Source organism: Polaribacter sp. M10, from assembly GCF_054968445.1.
The window spans coordinates 186,714-208,434 of record NZ_JBSSBG010000001.1 but is presented as its reverse complement, the minus strand read 5'-3'; the positions used below and the strand labels follow the sequence as shown (position 1 = coordinate 208,434).

At 29.7% G+C, this 21,721-nt stretch carries 16 protein-coding genes; 10 read left to right on the top strand and 6 right to left on the bottom strand.

The features are described 5' to 3' along the window. Nucleotides 1-38: 38 nt before the first annotated feature. The 4 genes from mfd (at nt 39) to ACWYN7_RS00855 (ending at nt 8,366) form a co-directional block, all read left to right on the top strand. Nucleotides 39-3,371: a transcription-repair coupling factor gene (gene mfd, locus ACWYN7_RS00870; protein ID WP_462857957.1), complete on the top strand. Its 3,333-nt coding sequence runs from the start codon at nt 39-41 to the stop codon at nt 3,369-3,371. A gap of 72 nt (nt 3,372-3,443) precedes the next feature. Beyond that, nucleotides 3,444-4,301: a DMT family transporter gene (locus ACWYN7_RS00865; protein ID WP_462857956.1), complete on the top strand. Its 858-nt coding sequence runs from the start codon at nt 3,444-3,446 to the stop codon at nt 4,299-4,301. 274 nt (nt 4,302-4,575) lie between these two features. Next, nucleotides 4,576-6,978, top strand: a complete 2,403-nt coding sequence (locus ACWYN7_RS00860) for a TonB-dependent receptor (protein ID WP_462857955.1) — start codon at nt 4,576-4,578, stop codon at nt 6,976-6,978. Nucleotides 6,979-7,004: 26 nt separating this feature from the next. After that, nucleotides 7,005-8,366, top strand: coding sequence for a hypothetical protein (locus tag ACWYN7_RS00855; protein ID WP_462857954.1), 1,362 nt, complete (start codon nt 7,005-7,007; stop codon nt 8,364-8,366). A gap of 265 nt (nt 8,367-8,631) precedes the next feature. Here the strand turns inward: ACWYN7_RS00855 and ACWYN7_RS00850 are convergent, their stop codons facing one another. The 6 genes from ACWYN7_RS00850 to ACWYN7_RS00825 form a co-directional block, all read right to left on the bottom strand. Further along, on the bottom strand, nt 8,632-9,357 hold the full coding sequence (locus ACWYN7_RS00850) for a metallophosphoesterase family protein (protein ID WP_462857953.1): 726 nt from the start codon (nt 9,355-9,357) through the stop codon (nt 8,632-8,634). Nucleotides 9,358-9,426: 69 nt separating this feature from the next. Next, nucleotides 9,427-10,704 carry a BamA/TamA family outer membrane protein gene (locus ACWYN7_RS00845; protein ID WP_462857952.1) on the bottom strand — a complete coding sequence of 426 codons (1,278 nt, stop codon included), beginning with the start codon at nt 10,702-10,704 and terminating at the stop codon, nt 9,427-9,429. Further along, a complete protein-coding gene (locus tag ACWYN7_RS00840; RefSeq protein ID WP_462857951.1) occupies nt 10,704-11,441 on the bottom strand; it encodes a hypothetical protein in 738 nt (245 codons plus the stop codon). Before ACWYN7_RS00840 ends, ACWYN7_RS00845 begins: the two co-directional genes overlap by 1 nt. Before the next feature lie 7 nt (nt 11,442-11,448). Next, entirely contained in the window at nt 11,449-12,282 is an 834-nt protein-coding gene (locus ACWYN7_RS00835; RefSeq protein WP_462857950.1) for a universal stress protein, read from the bottom strand. A 79-nt stretch (nt 12,283-12,361) separates the two neighbouring features. Further along, nucleotides 12,362-13,363, bottom strand: a complete 1,002-nt coding sequence (locus ACWYN7_RS00830) for a glycoside hydrolase family 113 (protein ID WP_462857949.1) — start codon at nt 13,361-13,363, stop codon at nt 12,362-12,364. 26 nt (nt 13,364-13,389) lie between these two features. After that, complete coding sequence (locus ACWYN7_RS00825) at nt 13,390-14,271, bottom strand: NUDIX hydrolase (protein ID WP_462857948.1); 882 nt, start codon at nt 14,269-14,271, stop codon at nt 13,390-13,392. Between the two features lie 171 nt (nt 14,272-14,442). Here ACWYN7_RS00825 and ACWYN7_RS00820 point away from each other — a divergent pair, with 171 nt between their 5' ends. The 6 genes from ACWYN7_RS00820 (at nt 14,443) to ACWYN7_RS00795 (ending at nt 21,689) form a co-directional block, all read left to right on the top strand. Then, complete coding sequence (locus tag ACWYN7_RS00820) at nt 14,443-15,792, top strand: NAD(P)/FAD-dependent oxidoreductase (RefSeq protein WP_462857947.1); 1,350 nt, start codon at nt 14,443-14,445, stop codon at nt 15,790-15,792. A gap of 101 nt (nt 15,793-15,893) precedes the next feature. Then, nucleotides 15,894-17,513, top strand: a complete 1,620-nt coding sequence (locus tag ACWYN7_RS00815; RefSeq protein WP_462857946.1) for a 4Fe-4S binding protein — start codon at nt 15,894-15,896, stop codon at nt 17,511-17,513. 102 nt (nt 17,514-17,615) lie between these two features. Further along, nucleotides 17,616-18,092, top strand: coding sequence for a toxin-antitoxin system YwqK family antitoxin (locus tag ACWYN7_RS00810; protein ID WP_462857945.1), 477 nt, complete (start codon nt 17,616-17,618; stop codon nt 18,090-18,092). Next, complete coding sequence (locus tag ACWYN7_RS00805) at nt 18,092-18,784, top strand: glycosyltransferase family 2 protein (RefSeq protein ID WP_462857944.1); 693 nt, start codon at nt 18,092-18,094, stop codon at nt 18,782-18,784. The genes ACWYN7_RS00810 and ACWYN7_RS00805 overlap by 1 nt, the downstream gene beginning before the upstream one ends. Then, nucleotides 18,784-20,274 (top strand): cellulose synthase family protein, encoded by a 1,491-nt coding sequence (locus tag ACWYN7_RS00800; RefSeq protein ID WP_462857943.1) that lies wholly within the window; start codon nt 18,784-18,786, stop codon nt 20,272-20,274. The genes ACWYN7_RS00805 and ACWYN7_RS00800 overlap by 1 nt, the downstream gene beginning before the upstream one ends. After that, nucleotides 20,274-21,689, top strand: a complete 1,416-nt coding sequence (locus tag ACWYN7_RS00795; RefSeq protein WP_462857942.1) for a mannosyltransferase — start codon at nt 20,274-20,276, stop codon at nt 21,687-21,689. Before ACWYN7_RS00800 ends, ACWYN7_RS00795 begins: the two co-directional genes overlap by 1 nt. The last annotated feature ends 32 nt before the right edge of the window (nt 21,690-21,721 follow it).

Below are 21,721 nucleotides of genomic sequence, written 5' to 3'. Positions count from 1 at the left end.
CTTGGTTAAGAAAGTTACATTTGTAAAAATTTATTACGTTGAGCAAGCAGAACATTGTAAACCAATATCAAAAATCTGCGAGTGTATCGCAGTTCGTTAAAGCCCTTCAACAAGACAAAAACCATTTTCAAATTACGAATTTGGTTGGGTCTTCATTGTCTTTTGTTATTTCAGAAACTTTTAAAAAGGCAGACAAACCTTATCTTTTAATTTTTAATGATAAAGAAGAAGCTGCATATTATTTAAATGATTTAGAACAACTTTTAGGCGATAAAAATGTTCTTTTTTACCCAGGTTCTTACAGAAGACCTTACCAAATTGAAGAAACAGACAATGCCAATGTATTGTTGCGTTCAGAGGTATTAAACAGAATAAATTCTCGTAAAAAACCTGCTGTAATTGTTACTTACCCAACAGCATTGTTCGAAAAAGTAGTTACCAAAACAGAACTAGAAAAAAATACGCTAAAAGTTGGAGTTAACGATAATTTGTCTTTAGATTTTGTAAATGAAGTTTTGTTCGAATACAAATTTAAACGTGTAGATTTTGTTACAGAACCAGGAGATTTCTCTGTAAGAGGTGGAATTATAGATGTTTTTTCTTTTTCTAATGATGAACCTTATCGAATTGAATTTTTTGGTGATGAAATAGACAGCATCAGAACTTTTGATGTAGAAACTCAATTATCTAAAGAAAAACTGAAAAAAGTTTCGATAATGCCAAATGTAGAAAACAAGGCATTGCAAGAAAAAAGAGAAAGTTTTTTAAAGTATATATCATCTAAAACCATCATTTTTACAAAAAACACAAAATTACTTTCTAATAGCCTCGACAAATTTTTTAGCAAAGCTGATGTTGCTTTTAAAGAATTATCCAAAGAAATTAAGCACGCAAAACCGTCTGAATTATTTTGTGATGGTAGCTTCATCAAAAAACAATTGCAAGATTTTACATTGGTAAATTTTGGGAATTCCAATTCTGATGAAAAATCTGATATCGTTTTTAATACACAACCTCAACCCTCTTTTAACAAACAATTCAATTTATTAATTGATAATTTAGAGGAATACCACAAAGCTGGTTTTACCAATTATATTTTTTGCGCTAACGAACAGCAAGCCAAACGTTTTCATGATATTTTTGATGATGCAGAACAAGAAGTACATTACGAAACTGTTGTTTTTCCTCTTTATCAAGGTTTTGTAGATGTAGATCGTAAATTAGTTTGTTATACAGATCATCAAATTTTTGAACGCTATCATAAATTCAGATTAAAAAATGGTTACGCTAAAAAGCAAGCTATTACGCTTCAAGAATTAAATAAGCTTGAAATTGGCGATTATGTAACACACATGGATCATGGAATTGGAAAATTTGGTGGTTTGCAAAAAATTGATGTTCAAGGCAATAAACAAGAAGCTATTAAATTAATTTACGGCGAACGCGATATTTTATATGTAAGCATTCACTCACTTCATAAAATATCAAAATTTAATGGTAAAGATGGTAAAGCGCCTAAGATTTACAAATTAGGTTCTGGTGCTTGGAAAAAAATCAAACAAAAAACAAAAGTAAGAGTTAAACACATTGCTTTTAATTTAATTCAGTTGTATGCCAAAAGAAAATTACAAAAAGGATTTGCTTTTGGCCCAGACACGCACATACAACACGAATTAGAAGGTAGTTTTATGTACGAAGACACTCCAGATCAATTTACAGCAACTCAAGATGTAAAAAATGATATGGAAAAAGAACAACCCATGGATAGATTGGTTTGTGGTGATGTTGGTTTTGGAAAAACAGAAGTAGCTGTAAGAGCCGCATTTAAAGCTGTAGATAATGGAAAACAAGTTGCCATTTTAGTACCCACTACAATTTTGGCCTTTCAGCATTACAAGACCTTTTCTGAAAGATTAAAAGATTTTCCGATTAAAATTGATTATTTAAATCGTTTTAAAACTGCCAAACAAAAAACCATTGCTATTGATGGCGTAAATAATGGCGAAGTTGATATTATAATTGGTACACATCAATTAACCAATCAGCGTATAAAATTTAAAGATTTAGGGCTTTTAATTATTGATGAAGAACAAAAATTTGGAGTTGCTGTTAAAGACAAACTAAAAACGCTAAAAGAAAATGTAGATACTTTAACCCTAACTGCTACTCCAATTCCGAGAACTTTACAATTTAGTTTAATGGCTGCCAGAGATTTATCAGTAATAAAAACACCACCACCAAACAGACATCCCATAGAAAGTCAGGTAATTCGTTTTGGTGAAGAAACCATCAGAGATGCCATTTCTTACGAAATTTCTAGAGGTGGCCAAGTTTTCTTTATTCATAATAGAATCGAAAATATTAAAGAAGTAGCTGGTTTATTACAAAGATTGGTTCCATCAGCAAAAATAGGAATTGGCCATGGACAAATGGAAGGCAAAAAACTAGAGGAATTAATGCTTGGTTTTATGGCTGGTGATTTTGATGTTTTAGTATCAACAACCATTATAGAAAGTGGTTTAGATGTGCCTAATGCCAATACAATTTTTATAAATAATGCCAATAATTTTGGTTTGTCTGATTTACATCAAATGCGAGGAAGAGTTGGACGTTCTAACAAAAAAGCCTTCTGTTATTTTATAACACCTCCTTATCATATGATGACAGATGATGCCAGAAAACGTATTGAAGCTTTGGTGTTATTTTCTGATTTAGGAAGCGGAATTAACATTGCCATGAAAGATTTAGAAATTCGTGGTGCAGGAGATTTATTAGGTGGTGAACAAAGTGGATTTATAAACGATATTGGATTTGATACGTATCAAAAAATATTACAAGAAGCCATTGAAGAATTAAAAGAAAATGAGTTTAAAGAATTGTATCCTACAGATAATTCTAAACCAAAAGAATACGTAAAAGAGGTTCAAATTGATACGGATTTCGAAATTTTATTTCCTGATGATTATATCAATTCCATTACAGAAAGGTTAGCCTTATACAACAAGTTGGGCACTTTAAACGAAGAAAAAGAATTGCAAGTTTTTGAATCTGAAATTACTGATAGATTTGGAGAAATACCTACTAAGGTTGAAGATTTATTAGATTCTGTGCGTATAAAATGGTTGGCAAAAGATTTGGGTTTAGAAAAAATTATTCTGAAACAAAAAAGAATGATTGGCTATTTTGTATCAGACCAACAAAGTGATTTTTATCAAACAGAAGCTTTTTCTAGAATGTTAAAATACGTTCAACACAACCCAAAAAGTTGTGTTATGAAAGAAAAACAAACAAAATCTGGTTTGCGTTTAATGATAACTTTTATTAAGATTGATTCTGTAAAAACTGCTTTAACAATTTTACAAAAGATATAATTCAATTGCATTGTTTGCATTGCTATAAATTAAAATACAGTTCCTTTACAAACCATTATCACAAACAAAATAATGCAAAATCAACACGCAAAAAATTTATCCATTTTACTTTTAGGAACACTCTTTGTAAGTACTTCTGGTGTTTTAGGCAGGTATATAGCAATGCCAGCAGAAGCTATTATTTTATGTAGGGCTTTTTTAGCTTCAATTTTAATGTTTGTATTTTGTAAGTACCAAAAAATTGACTTTACCATAAAATCTAAAAAAGATAAAATCTCTTTTCTAATTAGTGGATTTCTAATGGGTGCTCATTGGGTAACCTATTTTTACGCATTAAAACTATCTAATGTTGCCTTAGGAATGTTGTCTATTTATACTTATCCTGTAATTACCGCTTTTTTAGAACCTTTTTTCAGCAAACAAAAAATAAATGTTATTCATATTTTCTTGGCTATTTTGGTTCTAATTGGTGTTTATATTTTAGTACCAGAATTCTCTATAGAAAATAATGAACTACAAGGAATTTTATTCGGAATACTTTCTGCATTCTTTTATGCACTCAGAAATTTAATGGTTAAAAATGAAGTAAAAACTTACAATGGTAGTTTGCTAATGTTTTATCAAATGATTGTGGTTACCGTGTTTTTGATACCAACTTTGTTTTTCAGTGATTTTTCTAATGCTATTGATGAACTGCCTTTATTATTGCTAGTTGCTTTATTAACTACAGCCATTGGGCATACATTAATGGTAAATTCTTTACAACACTTTTCTGCCACAACCACAAGTATAATTAGTAGTGTACAACCCATTTTCGGAATTATAATTGCTTATATATTTGTAAATGAGGTTCCTTCTTTTACTACTTTTATTGGAGGTAGTTTAATATTATCAACAGTAATCATAGAAAGTTTTAGAAGTAGTAAATAAGCTTCCTTTTTACCAAAACTTAAATCTCAACTTTATTTTTCTGCACTTAAATTATAAAATTGGTGCCTTTAAATTCCATTTATAGGCTTAATTGACAAAACCCACTATATAGAATCATTAAAAATAAGGCTCTAATTTTTAATTATTAATAATTAGAACTCCATAAAATAATTGTTTTTCTTCCAAAATTAACCATACATTAAAAATTCTGTAAAAGACCTAATTTTATTTAGACTAATTATAAATAAGATTATATTTGTCAAAAATTAAATTTATGTTTTTTTTAAGAACGCTATTTTTCTTCTTCATATCTTTTTCTGTTTTCGGACAAAATGGAAACATCGTTGGAAAAGTTAACCTAGATAATAATGAGCCTGCAACAGGAGTATACATTGCTCTAACAGGAACCGAAAAAACATTTGAAACAACATCAGATTTTAATGGTCATTTTTCTTTTAATAATATTCCTTTTGGCAATTACAAAGCTAAATTTCTTTCTCTAAACTCAAAACCAAAAACGGTAGATATAAACCTAAATTCTAAAACAAAAAATGTTACTGTTACTCTAGAATTTGCAAACAATAAACTAGATGAAATTAGCGTAATTACAAAAACCGAAAAAACAAAAAAAGAAACACAAGGTTTTGTAGTAAATATTATAGAAACCAAAGAAGCTAGTATTAGAAACATACAAACAAACGAGTTGTTAAACACTACAGTTGGTGTAAAATTAAGGCAAAATGGAGGTTTAGGTTCTAATGTAGAATATTCTTTAAATGGTTTATCTGGTAGATCTATCAGTATTTTTATTGATGGAATTCCTATTTCTGTCTACGGATCTTCTTTTAGCTTAAACAGCATCCCTCCTTCTATGATCGAGAATATTGAAGTCTACAAAGGTGTTGTTCCAGGGCATTTAGCTGATGATGCTTTAGGTGGCGCAATTAATATTGTGATGAAAAAAGGAGCAAAAACAAATTTAAATGCTGCTGTTTCTTATGGTTCTTTCAACACTTTTCAAGCAAGTATAAATAGTTTATATCGCTACAAAAACTCAGGGTTTACCATTAAAGCATCTGGTTTTCATAATTATTCTGATAACGATTATAAAATTAGCGGAAAAACAATTGTAGATAAAGGTTTGGGTGGTGTACAAACGCTAATAACTGCTAGAAGATTTAACGATGCTTACAGATCTACAGGTGGTATGTTACAATTTGGTTATACAGATGTAAAATGGGCAGATCAATTTTTAATTGGTATTTCTGGTTCTGATGATTATAAAGAAGTACAACATGGAGCGTTTGTAAACACAACACCTTATAATGGCAGATTCTTAGAATCTGATGCTTTGCTTACTAATTTAACTTACATTAAAAAAGATTTCTTAACCAAAGGTTTAGACGTAAATATAAACGGTTTAATTGGTAAAAGAAACAGAGTGGTAAATGATACTACTGCAATTGCGTATAGTTGGACAGGCGAAAGAGCAATTGATTATAAAGGTGATGAATTTGAATATATCTGGGGATCTCAAAATGAAAACGGACCTACTTTATTAAACATCAAAAGAAAAGTAGCTTCTTTAAGATCGGGTGTTTCTTACCAAATTAATAGAAAGCATAAAGTACTATTAAATCATGTTTATAGTGGTGTAGATAGAGAAGATTCTGATGAAATGATTTCTCTTTTAGAAAACACGTTTCAGCAAACCAGCGATTTATATAAAAACATTTTTTCTTTAAGTTATGAAATAAGTGCTTTTAACAATAAACTGAAAACTAACATTTTTGGCAAACATTACCGTCAAAAAGTGTTAAACACATCTCCAGAATGGAATGATGCAGAAACTGAAATTATTGATGAAACATACCAAAGTAATAAAAATTACAACGGATATGGTTTAGCTACATCTTACGCAATTTTACCCAATTTAACAGTTTTAGCATCAACAGAAAAAGCAGTAAGATTGCCTAGCGAAACAGAAGTTTTTGGAGATTTAGGAGACAATACCATTGCAAACCTAAGCATAAAACCAGAAATCAGCCATAATTACAATTTAGGTTTTCGTTTCGGAAAATTCTATATTAAAAAACATGGCTTAGTGGTTTCTACCAATCTTTTTTCTAGAAATATAAAAGATTTAATTGGCTTTGATATTGATGGATGGGAGAATGATGAATTGGTACAATATGCCAATTTTAATCAAGAAAGTACTTCTAAAGGAATAGAAGCTCAAATTAATTATACTTACAATAATAATTTTGGGTTTAATTTTAACTTTTCGCGTTTAAGTTTAAAAACCAAAAACACAGCTGGTATAACAGTAGATGTACCTAATACACCTTTGTTTACCCTAAATACCTCTTTACGATATTCTTTAAAAAACGTCTTTCAAAACAACACTCGTTTAAACCTATTTTATAACGCCTATTTTACAGACGAATTCTCTTATATAGTGCCTCAAGGAACCAATACAGTTGGGCAAGAAAAGTTTTTAATTCCGAAACAATTTATACAAGACATTGGCTTGAGCTATACATTCCCTAACAAAAAATTTGTTTTAAGTTTCGATGCTAAAAATATTTTTGATGAAGCTGCCTACGATAATTTATCTGTACAAAAACCAGGACGTGCATTTTACCTAAAATTAAATTACTCAATACATAAATTTTAACCATAAACTTTCAAAATAAAACTAAAATGAAAAATTCTATTTTAAATTATAAAGCATTAGCTTTTATACTAACTTTTGGACTATTAAACGCATGTAGTAACGATGTAAATGAAGTTACAGAACCAGAACCAGAAGAACCAAGAGAAGCGAGATGGATAACTATTGCAGGCGCAAAAATGGGTGAGGAACCAGGAGATGGAAATGGTGGAACATTAATTTACGCGGTTTCTAGTGATGATGCAAAAGACCCAAATGTTTCTATAAATCCGTTTGAAAATGGATTTGTAGCACCATCTAACAGAACTGCAAGGTTACAAGCTTCAGAAGATGGTAGCACAATATTTAACATCAGTTATGCAGGTGATACTGGAGGTATTTACACAAAATATACTGTAGAAGGTGGACAAACTTATACTCAAACTGGTACAGAAGTAAGTATTTCTGAATATGTGGGTACAGCTCCTAGATGGATTAAATTATTTGACGGAGACCAAACTGGTGCTGCTGTTTATGTTTCTACAGAACATGAAATTAATGATAATGGTACAGAAGATGTTGCAGATGATGTTTATGTACGTACAAGTGCAACTATTGGTATTGTTACTTTAGATTTGGTAAACTCGTCTATTAAAAACTATCAAACTTATGAGGTTCCTTTAAGTGATGAAGAAGAAGCTAAAGGATATTACATTTCTAGAATAGATATGCCAACTTTAAATACTGCTGGAGATAAATTATACATTGGTGCACGTTTAAGTAAAGTAGACCCAACTACTGTAGAAAGTGATAGCGATTACGAAATTTTAGGTTCTAAAACAATTGTAGTAGATTATCCTTCTTTATTAAATGCAACTGTAATTACCTCTACTGTAGGTCATGGAAATACAAATGGTTATAGAAGTATAAATGCTTTTGAATACAATGGAAGTGTTTACCAAGCAAACCAAAGTGATCCAGAAGGTTCTCATATTTTAAAAATTGATGCAGATAATGACTATGATAATTCTTACGACTTTAATTTAGATGCTGCTTTAGGAGTTACAGGTACTTATGTTTTGGCTTGGAGACCAGCTGCAAACGGAAAAGCGGTTTTAGCTTATCGTCATGAAAACTCTCAAGAAGGTATTTCTGGTAGAGGAGAAAGTTATTTTGCTTTGGTTGATTTAGATGCAAAAACAGCAACAAAAATTGACGACATTCCTTATGAAATAGATATGGAAATGTTTCAATACCAAGGGTTTGCTGTAGATGGTAACGAAATTTACTTTACTGCTGCTGCTGTAGGAAAAAATGGTAATATTTATGTAATTGACACAGAAACTGGTGTAGTTACAAAAGGTGCTGAATTAGAAAACGCAGAAGGAAGTCATTTTATTGGTGCTTGGTAAGCCCCACAATAAATTCTAGTAAAAAAGGTGTAAGAACAAATCTTACACCTTTTTTGTTTTTTAAAAGAACCTTTTATTCTGTTTTAGTAAAAAAGCCAGCAAACTAGTCTAGCCCTGATTGAACGACTTGTTTGAGCTCTTTTTTAGTTGTCAGTTCGAGTGAATTTTGAAGAATGAAAAATTTGTATCGAGAACAAAACTAAAAAAAGCGAGTAGTGAAAGCAGGAAATAGCTACTAAAAAATAATATGTTTATACTCTAACTATTAGTTTCTACCTTTTTCATTTGGGTATAATCCTGGTAAATTATCGCTCTGAAAATATGCTTTTGTTTCGATATTTATAGCTGTAATTTTACCTTTAAACGCAGCTCCTGTATCTATATTCCAAAGATTTGCAATGTTAACTGGTGTTGGTATTCCGTAATTTGTTGTGGGTGTATGCCCAATATAAATTTCGTTGTAATGTTGTAATCTTTTTGGGTAAAAAGAGGCCTCTGAGGTTAATTCTTTATCCATAGCCAAAGTCATTTCCCACAAAGTTCTGTCTAAACAAAAAGTTTTCTGAAAAGCTTCTTTTTCTACACCATGCATAGATGTAAAACCTGCGTGTAGAAACAATCGGTTTTCATTGTCTAAATAATACATTTTGGCATTTTCGAAAAAAGCAATGTGCTCCTTTTTTTCTGCTAAAGAAAAATCGTGGTAACTCTCCATAGTTTCTTTGCCTCCATGCATGTACCAAGAAGGATTTACAGTATCGTTTTTTAGCCAATCTTCGCACCAAACATCATGATTTCCTTTTATAAAAATACAGTCTATTTTTTTTGATAAATCGATTAAAGTATCCACCACTTGTGCAGACTCGCTCCAACCATCTACATAATCTCCCATAAAGATAATTTTATCTCCGTCTTTAAGTTCTAATTGGTTTAGTACTTGAGTAAGTGCTTTTAAACCTCCGTGAATATCTCCAATTGCAAATGTTCTCATTTTCTTTTTTTAGTTGAACAAAACTAACTGGTTTTTGCTGAAACTAAAATAATTGATATTAAATTATTATTAAAAATACTGCCCTATACCAAAAACCAAACCTCCTTTAGATTGGCCTGAATGATTTAAAACACTAAAACCATAATCAATTCTAAAGGTTGCATTGTATATTTTTTTACTGATAAAACGCAAACCAACTCCAGAATAAATTCTGATGATTTCGCTTTTAAAAAAGTCGTTAAATTTACCTCCAGGTGTTCTCCAAGAACCAAAATCTGTAAAAAGATTGGTTTGTATGGCCAGCCATTTTTTATCGTAAATTGTGTGTCTGTATTCAGAATTTAAAACAAAACTTCCTGTTCCTCTATCTACTAAAATCCCTACACCTCTTAAGTTTACATTATTATCTACTGCAAATGGTGCAAAAGGCGTGTTTTCGTTAGATGATAAACCAAAACGCAATCTGTTTGCCCAATTTCCTTTCTTTCCAATTCTTTTAAAATAAAAGAAATCGTTCCAAAAAATATAAAAATCGTTTTGAAAATCATTTTCTGTAATTACATATTGTGTGTATAAAACACTTTTAAAACCACTTATATATTGATAAAAATAGTCTAAACTATCAAATGAATATACCATTTTAAGCAAAGCTTTGTTTAAATTCAGTTTTTGCGGAATTGCTGGATCTGTAGCTCCTGATAAATATTGATATTTTTCTTTAAATAAATTTATACCAAAATTAATTTCATGTTTTAGATTGATTTGATACAGGCCCAAAGCTTCTACAGAAGTATTATTGTACAAATAATTGGCAGATTGATTTTTAAAATAAAGTGGTTCTTCGCTTTTCCAGTTTTGATGATTTAAAGCCAAACCCCATTTTTTAGAAAACAAATTGGGTGCTTTAAAATTAATGGCATAAGAATTGAAACCATTATTTTGATAAAAGCCACCAAAGGTGATGTTTCTACCTAAAAAATTATAATCGTACAAACCTAATTTATAAGAAAACTGATTGTTTGTGGTTGTCCAAAGATTTACATTGGGTAAAATGGTATAATTTTCTTCGATGTAAATTAAAACGATATATAAGTTTTTATCTGAATGAAATACTTGATAATAAGCGTGACTAATTGCTGGCAATCTTTTTAAAAGTACAATATCTTTCTCTAAATTAATTGAATCTAAAGCTTGCCCTTCTTTTGATGTTAAGATAGATTTTAAAAAACCAACATTTACCTTTTTTGCTCCCTGAATTTTTAGCGCCTCAATTCGTTTTTCTTGCGATAAAATACTAGCAGAACATCCTAAAAAAAATAAAAAGAAGAGAAATTTTCTCAGTGGCATTATTGGGCTGTAAATGAATTTTCTATCACCAAATTTACCCAATTATCTTCACTTACAGCCATAAGTGTAAAATTATACGTAGCTTCTGCTATTAAATCTTCTGGTGTTGTGGTATTAATATTTAATACAACATTGTTTGTATCGTAAAATTGAAAATATTGATCGTAAGTGTAAGTACCTGAAATAAATTCGTCATCTTCATCAGAAATAACCTGAAAATAAATGGCATTATCTGTGGTATCAAAATCAGACCAAGTAAATTTTGGCATTAAACTTTCTGTTTGATCAATTTCTACTTCTTCTTCCCAAACTGTTGAATTTGATGCATTTTTTAAACGAATAGGATTCGATTTATGAAATTTACCATCTGTTAAATACGTAACAATACACCAAGCTTCTTCTGAATCTGATCTTGTAAACTGTTCTAGTTTTCCGCCAAAAACATCGCTAGAGGTTAAGCTTTCTCTTCTGTAATTCGAAAAATCATTTTCGTCTACGTCTGTACCTTCTGTTTCGTAATATCTAATGTCTGTTGCACCATCTATTGGATAATAAAAAATATAAGTTGTACTTGTACTACCGTCTGCAGTTGCTGCACAAGCAATTACTTCGTCTAAAGTTCTACTAGAATTGGTTGTAATATATTCTTCTAAATTTCTTGGAGTGGTAATATCATTATCTTCTGAACACGAAAAAAACAATAAACTACTGATAAAAAGAAAATATTTCAACTTCATATACATATTACATTTTAAAGGTCATAATTGGCAATGTTGCATGGTTAGAAACATCCTCTGAAATACTACCAGAAAAAAGGTGTGCTAAACCTGTTCTACCATGAGTTATTAAGGTAATTAAATCTGCACCTGCTGCATTAGAATAACTTAAAATTCCTTGTTCTATAGATTTTGCACATACATAATTAACGTTAATTAATCTATCTATATTACCTTCTGCTTTCATTAAAAAATTATTAGCTAAGGCATCCATTTCTGGAGTAGTTTTAAAGTTTTCGTTTGGTAAATTTACGTATATTAAATGTTTTTTTGCGTTTAAAAAATCTAAAGTAGCTAGCATATTTTTGTATGCTGGTATAGATTCTTCAGAAAAATCTGTTGCAAAAACAATATTTTTAAAGTTAGCATCATTCAATTCGTTTTTAATTACCAAAACTGGCACTTCTGAATGTCTGATTACTTTTTCTGTATTAGAACCTGTAAAAAATTCTTTAAATCCTGTTGCGCCTTCAGAACCCATAATTACCAAATCTGCATTTATTTCTTTAGCAATTTCATTTATTTCGCTAAAAACTTTATAATGCTTAACCACAGGAACTACTTTTACTTCTTGTAAAAATTCTTTTTGTAAAAAGTTTTTAAACTTTTTTTCGGCCATTTTTAAGAAATAAATAGACTTTTCTTGACTAAAATTAGGACTTTGAGATAAATTAATTTCTTGAATATCTAACATGTGTAACGCATAAATTACAGCCTCTGTTTTTTTAGCAAGTAATGCTGCTGCTTTTAATGCATATTCAGAATAATTAGAAAAATCTATAGGTACAATAATTTTTTTCATGATGGTCTTTTTAAAATTTCTGTGACAAATATAAATTTGATATCTAATTTATTTTAAGATATATATCATGTTTGTAGAATTATTTGTGATATAATTTTTTTAAAAGTTCTTCAGCAGGTTTATTTTGAGGTGTAAACCTGTTATTTTCTATACCACCAACTTTATCATGTCTATGAAACCATTTCCAAACAAAACCACCTGCAAACCATTCTTCTTTCCAGAATTGATTGTGTATGGCTTGTAAACCATTGGCTTGTGCTTCTAAATTTACACTGCCTTGCATTCTATTAAATTCCCAAGGTCTTCTACCTGTAAAATCTACACTTCTATAGCCAAACTCTGTAAACAAAACTGGTTTATTTACTTTTTTCTGAACCTGACTAATTTCGGCTTTATGAGTTTTCCAACCTTCTTCAAAATCGAATACTGTTGGAGATTTTTTTTCTGATAATGGAAAATAAGCATCAATACCAATAAAATCTAATTGATGCCAAAAAGGCAATCTTTTGTACTCATCCCAATTGGCTGCATATGTAAGTTTGCCTTTATAAATCTGTCGAATTTCTTTGATTAATTTTTGCCAATATTCTGGTCTGTTCATCACAAATTCCTCCAACTCTGTGCCAATACAAAGAATTTCTGCATTAATATTTTCTGCAGCTTTGGCATAATTTAATATATAATCTCGATAACTGTTTTCTAAAATAATCCAATTTTCTTCAGAATTTGCTTTTAAATCACCAGTAAAACCACCTCTTCTTATCCACAAATGAGGTTTAATCATAATTTTTACATCAACTTTTTGAAATTCTCTAGCATATTGTAATAAACCATTTTCAGATTCTCCAAACCATTCTCTATTGGTATTAAACTCAACTTTCGGGATTTCGATATTTCTGATAAAACTATAAGGCATTAAAGCTACATAATTGCCTTTTACGTTTAAAACTGGTTTAATATGTTTAATGTTTATAGAATCTCTAGATGCTACAAAACTGAGTCCGTTTATTTTTTTAGATTGGCTAGTGCAAGAAAATTGCAAAAAGAGAATACCTATTAGTAAGAGATGTTTTGTTTTCATAAATCCCTTAAAAATAGTATTTTTTACTAAAACAACGCTCTTAAACCAATGTTAAAACTTTGCCCTAAACCTGTATCATTACCTCTTACAAATTTACTGTACAAAATTTCTAAGTTTAACACTTCTGTTAATTGATATTTACCTCCAAAACCCAAAGCTGTAAAGTCTTGTGTAAAATCTCCAAAACGTTGATAATGTTGCACAAACCCTAAAATTGTAGATTTATCACTAGGAAAATAACTCATAAAAACACCTGGTGCCAACACAAAAGTTTTATCAGCAAAACTAGCATCATCACCAAAATTATATTCTGTATTTAACTCTGTAAACAATTGCCAATTACCACTTGGCAAAGTATAATCATAAAAAAAACGGTTCTGAAAAGTATAAGCTGTTTGATCTAAATAAACTCCATTTGCATCAGATTCTTCATCTATTAAAGGAATATGGAATGCACTTTGAATCGAAAAATTACCCACACTTTCTATAGGTTGCCATTTTAAAGCGGGTGCAAAAGAAGACAAACCATTTCTAGAACTATTGTCATCAGCAAAATTAAACACAGAAGTAGTACTTTTACCATTATTGGTATTAGATCTGTACTCTAACAATAAACCAATATTTAGCCTGTTATTATCAGAAATACCTGTAAAAATATCTACTGTAGAAGTAAAATAATTCTCTCTTAATTTATCAGCTTTAATTCCATTATTGGTTGCTTTTGTTTCTGTGTATAAATTGTTGAAAAACTTAATATCCCACTGTCCTTTGTTTAATAATTTTGATGGTGTATACGTTTGAATATTACTTGCTTGTGATGAATTTGTTGCATCATTTTCTTGAGCAACAATCGCTAAATTGACAAATAAAAAGAAAGCTGCTAAAATTTTGGGATTACTGTTTTTCATTTTGGTTGATTTTAATTTGTTTTCGGTACAGATTACCACATCAGTCTTTACATTTTTTGAATACTTACAATTTAAATTTTTGTCATTTTATTTATATCAATTCTAAATTACTGTCCGTTTTTAAGTTCTTAACTTTAGCATCGACATAAACCAAGAACTAATTAATTAACCATGCAACATATTGTTATTATAGGAAATGGAATTTCTGGAGTTACAGCTGCTAGACACATCAGAAAAAATTCTGATAGTAAAATAACCCTTATATCTGCAGAAACAAAGTACTTCTTTTCTAGAACTGCGCTCATGTATATTTATATGGGGCATATGAAATTTGAACATACACAACCTTATGAGAATTGGTTTTGGGATAAAAATAAAATCGATTTAAAAGAGGGTTATGTTTCTAAAGTAAATACAGCACAAAAATCTTTAGAGTTTAAAGATGGTTCTACTCTTTCTTATGATAAACTAATTATTGCTACTGGTTCTAAACCGAATAAATTTGGTTGGCCTGGTCAAGATTTAGATGGTGTTTTAGGCATGTATCATAAACAAGATTTAGAGAATCTAGAAAAATTTGCACCTAATAATAAAGTTTGTAAAAGAGCTGTAATTGTGGGTGGTGGATTAATAGGCATTGAATTGGCAGAAATGCTAAGAAGCAGAAAAATACCTGTTACTTTTTTAGTTCGTGAATCTAGTTTTTGGAACGGAGTTTTGCCTGCTCAAGAATCTGAAATGATTAACAAACACATTACTGAACATCATATAGATTTGCGTTTAAGCACCAATTTAAAAGAAATAAAAGCGGATGAAAATGGCAAAGTTAAATCGATAATTATCGAAGAAACTGGCAAAGAAATTCCTTGTAATGTTGTTGGTTTAACTGCTGGTGTAACTCCGAATATCGATTTTTTAAAAGGCTCAGGTATTGAAACCAAAAGAGGTGTTTTGGTCAATCGTTTTTTAGAAACGAATATTGCTGATGTTTATGCCATTGGAGATTGTGCAGAACAAAGAGAAGCCATTGGACAACGCAGAAATATTGAGGCAGTTTGGTATACAGGTAGAATGATGGGAGAAACTTTGGCACAAACAATTTGCAACAAAAAAACAGCATACAAACCAGGAAATTGGTTTAATTCAGCCAAGTTTTTAGACATTGAATACCAAACTTATGGTAGGGTTTTTAGTGAAAGAAATAAGCAAGAAAACGAAGCTTATTTTCAATGGAAACATCCTAAAGAAAATATTTGCATTACCATTTCTTTTGATAAAAATAGTCATAAATTTCAGGGTATAAATACTTTCGGAATTCGAATGCGACACGAAATTTTTGATCGTTGGCTAAATGAAAATCAAACTATAGAGCACGTTTTAGAATTTTTAAGAGATGCAAATTTTGATCCTGAATTTTATACGTTATATGAGGCAGAAATTGTTGATAAATTCAATAAAGAACATCAAACAAACATCAAAATAAAAAAGAAAAGTTGGAAACGAATTTTCTCAAAAGCGTAATCCTGTTTCTGCAAGGTTTCAAAAAACCCTGTAGACATAAGTATAAATAAGTAACAAATACCTACAAGGTTTAGAAAACCTTGTAGGAAATCTCAAAATAAATGAATATTATAAAGCAATTTGGTTTAATCATTTTCTTAATAGGATTATCGATTTTTACAGCATCTATTTTTACAGGAAATTTTTCGCTTTCTCAACAAGAATTAGATACTTATATTTCTGAAAAAGGCTATAAAAGTGAAATTATAAAACAAGAACTATCCAAAGCAATTGTAGATAAAAGATTAAATATTTTTGAATTTTCCACAGAAGCTAGAAATGCTTTTGAAGCTTCAAATAATCATTATGATGCATTGATTGCTAAATATAACAAAGAAAAAAACTGGGCAAAAAAGGGAGAACAATATCAATATAAAATTTTTGGAAAACCCCACACTTTAAGCTACGAAATTGCTAAAAAAGCAGGTAGTGGTTTTGTAAAAGAAAATGCAGGCTTATTTTGGTTTTTAACTTTTGGTTTGGGAATAATTGGTGCTTTGTTATTTATACTTCCAAATTTGATTCTTTTAGGAAAACCAGGTATTAAAAATGACGGAATTTATTTAGAATCTGCAACAAACAGAGGTTGGATTGCTTGGTTGGTTTTGGTGTATTTGGTAGTATTCTATTTGGTTCTTTATTTTAGACCAGATTATGTAGTAAACTGGACATTTATTTTAGATCCAATTAGTCAAGCATTAAATGGTGGTGCAGCTTCTCAATGGTTTGTTTACGGATTTTTGTATTGTACAATTATGCTAGTAATGGGGGTTAGAATGTACATAAAATACAGGCATAATAAATATCAAATTATAAGAACAACCTCTGTATTGTTTTTTCAAATTGTGTTTGCTTTTTTAATTCCAGAAATTATGACCAGCTTAAATATGCCTGGTTACGATTTTAAAAATGCGTTTCCTTTAGATTATGATTTTTTCTTTGAATGGAATTTAAAAAGTTTAACCGAAAGTGGAGGAATAGGTATTTTTATTCTAGTTTGGGGAATCGTTTTAACCTTAGTAATTGTGCCTGTTATGGTGTATTTCTTTGGTAAAAGATGGTACTGTTCTTGGGTTTGTGGTTGTGGAGGTTTAGCAGAAACTTTAGGAGATCCTTACAGACAACATTCTAACAAAAGTTTAAATGCCTGGAAACTGGAAAGATGGTTAATTCATGCTGTTCTTCTATTTTCTTTGGTGATGACATTAGTGACTTTATATTGTTATTTTTCGGGTACTTCTTCTTTTCTTGGGATAAAATCGCAATGGATAAAAGACACCTATAGTTTTTTCATTGGAGCTTGGTTTGCGGGTGTAATTGGTACTGGCTTCTACCCTATTTTTGGAAACAGAGTTTGGTGTAGATTTGGTTGTCCTTTGGCTGCCTATTTAGGTTTAGTACAACGTTTTAAATCGCGTTTTAGAATTACTACTAATGGCGGACAATGCATTTCTTGTGGAAACTGTTCTACCTATTGTGAGCAAGGAATTGATGTAAGAGCTTATGCACAAAAGGGCGAAAACATTGTACGTTCTAGTTGTGTAGGTTGTGGAATTTGTTCTGCTGTTTGTCCAAGAGGAGTTTTAAAACTAGAAAATGGCCCTGAAGATGGTAGAATAAATCCTACTGAAATATTATTGGGTAATGATGTTGATTTAATGAATCTTATCAATAAAAAATAAACAGCTACTTAATTTTTAAAAATCATTTACTTCAAATCCAAAAAGGCTTTAATTTCAATAATCGGCTTAAAAATTTGTGGGTTTTGTGAAACCTATTATAACATGAAAAATATAACTACTTGTTGTTTTTTACTTTTTTCAATGATGGCTTTATCGCAAAAAACATATCAAAAAAGATATTTTAAAAATGGAAATCTAAAACAAGAAGGCTGGATTTTAAATGAAAAAAAAGTTGATTATTGGAAGTTTTATTACAAAAATGGTAACATAAGAGAAGAAGGTCGATATAAAAATGGAAAAAAAGTAAAATATTGGTACTTTTACAACGTGAACTCAATTCCTGAAAAAGAAGGACATTTTAAAATGGGTTTGCAAAGTGATTGGTGGCTGTTTTATGATAAAGCAGGAAACATAAATCACAAATGCCAACTTAAAAACAATAAAAAAAACGGATACTGTTTGATTTACAAAAAAAATAAACTCATAAAAGCCTCTAAATTTAAAGCAGGTAAGAAATTAAAAGAATGGACAGATTTTTCATCTTTCAGAAAAGAGAATAATCTAAACGATTTAAGATAATGCAACCTATTATAAAAGTTATTATTCCTGCTTACAATGAACAAGATTCCATAGGTAATGTTATTAAAGATATACCTACAATTGTTGATGAAGTTATTGTTGTAAATAACAATTCTACTGATAATACTGTTTTAAATGCAGAAAAAGCAGGTGCAACTGTTTTAACCGAAACTAAGAAAGGATATGGTTATGCTTGTTTAAAGGGCATGAAATACATCAGCAAACAAGAAAAAAAACCAGAAATTATTGTGTTTTTAGATGGCGATTATTCTGATTATCCAGAACAACTAACAGAAATTATTGCTCCTATTATAAATGATAATATCGATTTTGTTGTTGGTGCAAGAGTAAAAAAATTGCGAGAAGATGGTGCTATGACACCTCAACAAGTATTTGGTAATTGGCTAGCTACTTTTTTAATGAAACTTTTTTTTGGTGCTAAATTCTCTGACTTAGGGCCTTTTAGAGCTATAAAATACAACAAACTTTTAGCATTAAATATGGTTGATAAAACTTATGGTTGGACAGTAGAAATGCAATTAAAAGCATTAAAACAAAAATTAAGTTATACAGAAATACCTGTAAAATATAGAAACAGAATTGGGGTCTCAAAAGTTTCAGGTACAGTAAAAGGTACTATCTTTGCAGGAATTAAAATTTTAAGTTGGATTTTTAAATACAGTTTTAAATAATGGTTCTAGAATACATAATAATTATTATTTACTCTATTAGTTTGTTGCTAATTTTAATGTATGCAATAGCACAACTAAACCTTTTAGTAAACTATTTAAAAAACAGAAACAACGAAGACAACTGCCCTCAGTTCGATTTTAATAATCCAGAAGAAATACCTTATGTAACCATACAATTACCCGTTTATAACGAATTGTATGTAATGGAACGTTTGTTAAAAAACATTGCTAAAATCGATTATCCTTTAGAAAAACTAGAAATTCAAGTTTTAGACGATTCTACTGACGAATCTGTAGAAATGACTGCAAAATTGGTGAAAAAAATTCAAAAAAAAGGTATTGATATTGAGCACATCAGAAGAAGCAATCGTAAAGGTTTTAAAGCAGGTGCATTAAAAGAAGGTTTAGAAATTGCAAAAGGTGAATTTATTGCCATTTTTGATGCCGATTTTCTACCAAAAACAGATTGGTTAAAGCAAACTGTACCTTATTTTAAAAATCCAGAAATTGGAGTGGTACAAACAAGATGGAGTCATATCAATAGAGATTATTCTACACTTACAAAAATACAAGCTTTTGCCTTAGATGCACATTTTACCTTAGAACAAGTGGGTAGAAATTGCAAAGGCCATTTTATAAATTTTAATGGTACTGCTGGTATTTGGCGTAAAGAAACCATTTACGATGCTGGTAATTGGGAGGGTGATACACTTACAGAAGATTTAGATTTAAGTTATAGAGCACAATTAAAAAACTGGAAATTTAAATATTTAGAAAAAGTAGAAACACCTGCAGAATTGCCTGTAGTAATTAGTGCTGCAAGATCTCAACAATTTAGATGGAACAAAGGTGGTGCAGAGAATTTTCAGAAAATGATTAAAAGAATTATCACCAATAAAAATTCTTCTTTTAAAACCAAAATTCATAGTATGCTGCATTTATTAAACAGCTCTATGTTTACCTGTATTTTATTGGTTGCCATTTTAAGCATACCTATGTTATACATTAAAAATGAGTATGCTCATTTAAAAATTTATTTTTATGTAATGAGCTTTTTTGTAATCAGTACACTAATCTTTTTTACGTGTTATTGGTTTATGTACAAAAACATTTATGGTGGTGGTTTTAAAAGATTTATAAGATATATAGGTGCATTTTTTACGTTTTTCTCTATAGCAATGGGGTTTTCTTTACACAACACTATTGCTGTTTTAGAAGGTCATTTTGGTAAAAAAAGTGAATTTGTTAGAACTCCTAAATTCAATATTAAAAACTTAAAAGACGGTTGGAAAACCAACAAATACATTAAAAAGAAACCTTCTGTACATGTTATTTTAGAAGGTTTACTTTCTTTGTACTTTGTTTTTGGAATGTATAGCGCGTTTATAGTTGGAGATCAAGGAGGCGATTTTGGTTTATTTCCTTTCCACTTTATGCTTTTTGTTGGTTTTTCTTATGTGTTCTTTAAGTCGATATTTTCTAAAGCATAGTGTCTTTTTTTAAGAAATATCAACATGTTGTATTGATTTTTATCAGTATTATTCTATATTTTTTATTTGCTTATTTTTTAGAAAGAACTCAGTTTAACTACCTACTTCTGTTGTGGTTTTCTCTCTTTGGATGTTTTTATTTGTTGATAAAAAACAGAGAAATCTCATTTTCTAATTTAGCAGGAATTTCTATAATTTTTAGACTGATATTCTTGTTTGCAATCCCTAATTTGTCTCAAGATTTTTACAGATTTATTTGGGATGGAAGAATGATTCTAGAAGGTTTAAATCCGTATTTATCTTTACCAGAAACATTTATTCAACAACATAATTATCCAATTGCAGAAGCTGCTGAATTGTATACTGGAATGGGCGAATTAAATGGGAGTCATTACACCAATTATCCGCCTTTAAACCAGTTGTGTTTTTTTATTGCAGCACTTTTTTCTAGCAAAAGTATTTTTGGTGCTGTTATCGTTTTAAGGTTGATTATTATTTTAGCAGATATTGGAATTCTATTTTTTGGAAAGAAACTTTTAGAAAAAATAAATCTTCCTATAAAAAATATTTTCTGGTACATTTTAAATCCTTTTATCATTATAGAAATGACTGGGAATTTACATTTCGAATCTGTAATGTTATTCTTCTTTATTTTCGGAATGTATCAATTGTATCAACAAAAATGGATTTGGGCTGCAATATTAATTGGTTGTTCTATTTCTGTTAAATTAATTACGTTGTTATTTTTACCACTATTTTTTCAGTGGTTTGTAAAAATTTATGGCAAAGACAAAACAAACAACATAAAATGGATTGGTTTTAAATTTAATCCCAGAAAGATGTTTCAATTAATCTCTTTTTACACCATAATAATCCTTGTAAATATTATCTTATTTCTACCTTTTTTATCATCAACATTAATTTCTAATTATTCGAATTCTGTAGGTTTATGGTTTGGTAAATTCGAATTTAACGCTAGCTTTTATTACATTTTTAGAGAAATAGGATATCTTTTTAGAGGCTATAACGAAATTGCAATTATTGGCAAAATAACACCAATTCTAACCATTCTGTTTTTACTTTTTCTAACATTTTTCAGAAAAAACATTACACTAAAACAGTTGTTTACATCCTTATTATTTGGCTTGTGTTTTTACTATTTTACAGCTACAACTGTTCATCCTTGGTATTTGGCAACGCCTATATTTTTATCCGTTTTTACCAGATATAAATTCCCTGTAATTTGGAGTTTGGTTATCATTTTAAGTTATCAAGCATACGCAAACCAACCTTGGCAAGAAAATTTAGGAATTGTTGCTTTTGAATATGTTATTGTTTTCTTATTTTTATTTTACGAAATAGTGAATAAATCACACAAAAAAATTACATTTAATATTTTTTTAAAATGTCACTGAATAATATTTTTATATATTAGTGGCTAAGTTTA

Bases quoted from the DNA above. Each gene is read 5' to 3' on its own strand.
- ACWYN7_RS00865 (WP_462857956.1), top strand. From the start codon at position 3,444: ATGCAAAATCAACACGCAAAAAATTTATCCATTTTACTTTTAGGAACA.
- ACWYN7_RS00860 (WP_462857955.1), top strand. From the start codon at position 4,576: ATGTTTTTTTTAAGAACGCTATTTTTCTTCTTCATATCTTTTTCTGTT.
- ACWYN7_RS00855 (WP_462857954.1), top strand. From the start codon at position 7,005: ATGAAAAATTCTATTTTAAATTATAAAGCATTAGCTTTTATACTAACT.
- ACWYN7_RS00850 (WP_462857953.1), bottom strand. From the start codon at position 9,357: ATGAGAACATTTGCAATTGGAGATATTCACGGAGGTTTAAAAGCACTT.
- ACWYN7_RS00845 (WP_462857952.1), bottom strand. From the start codon at position 10,704: ATGCCACTGAGAAAATTTCTCTTCTTTTTATTTTTTTTAGGATGTTCT.
- ACWYN7_RS00840 (WP_462857951.1), bottom strand. From the start codon at position 11,441: ATGAAGTTGAAATATTTTCTTTTTATCAGTAGTTTATTGTTTTTTTCG.
- ACWYN7_RS00835 (WP_462857950.1), bottom strand. From the start codon at position 12,282: ATGAAAAAAATTATTGTACCTATAGATTTTTCTAATTATTCTGAATAT.
- ACWYN7_RS00830 (WP_462857949.1), bottom strand. From the start codon at position 13,363: ATGAAAACAAAACATCTCTTACTAATAGGTATTCTCTTTTTGCAATTT.
- ACWYN7_RS00825 (WP_462857948.1), bottom strand. From the start codon at position 14,271: ATGAAAAACAGTAATCCCAAAATTTTAGCAGCTTTCTTTTTATTTGTC.
- ACWYN7_RS00820 (WP_462857947.1), top strand. From the start codon at position 14,443: ATGCAACATATTGTTATTATAGGAAATGGAATTTCTGGAGTTACAGCT.
- ACWYN7_RS00815 (WP_462857946.1), top strand. From the start codon at position 15,894: ATGAATATTATAAAGCAATTTGGTTTAATCATTTTCTTAATAGGATTA.
- ACWYN7_RS00810 (WP_462857945.1), top strand. From the start codon at position 17,616: ATGAAAAATATAACTACTTGTTGTTTTTTACTTTTTTCAATGATGGCT.
- ACWYN7_RS00805 (WP_462857944.1), top strand. From the start codon at position 18,092: ATGCAACCTATTATAAAAGTTATTATTCCTGCTTACAATGAACAAGAT.
- ACWYN7_RS00800 (WP_462857943.1), top strand. From the start codon at position 18,784: ATGGTTCTAGAATACATAATAATTATTATTTACTCTATTAGTTTGTTG.